The 269-nt window shown below is 65.1% G+C and carries 1 pseudogene; it reads left to right on the top strand.

Annotated elements, in window-relative coordinates:
• Positions 1–269 (top strand): annotated as a pseudogene (locus tag SB679_RS24470) (dihydroorotate dehydrogenase (quinone)); the annotation flags it as partial.

The following is a 269-nucleotide window of genomic DNA, read 5'->3' as shown; positions in this document are numbered from 1 at the left end:
CAACACGCCGGGCCTCAGGCTCCTGCAGAACGTCGAAACCTTGCGCCCGTTACTGCGCGCCGTCGGCGACTGCGCCGATGAAGCGGCCGGACGCCATGTTCCGCTGCTGGTCAAAATCGCGCCGGACCTGGACGACGCCGACGTCGACGACGTCGCAAGGCTCGCTTTGGACCTCAAATTGGATGGCATCATTGCCACCAACACCACGATTTCCCGCAAAGGCCTGACCTCAGATGCGCACAAGGTGCAGGCACTGGGGGCCGGCGGCC

It is taken from the genome of Chryseobacterium sp. SIMBA_029 (assembly GCF_046535275.1).
GTDB lineage: Bacteria > Bacteroidota > Bacteroidia > Flavobacteriales > Weeksellaceae > Chryseobacterium.
This window is presented reverse-complemented; position numbering and strand designations above follow the sequence as displayed.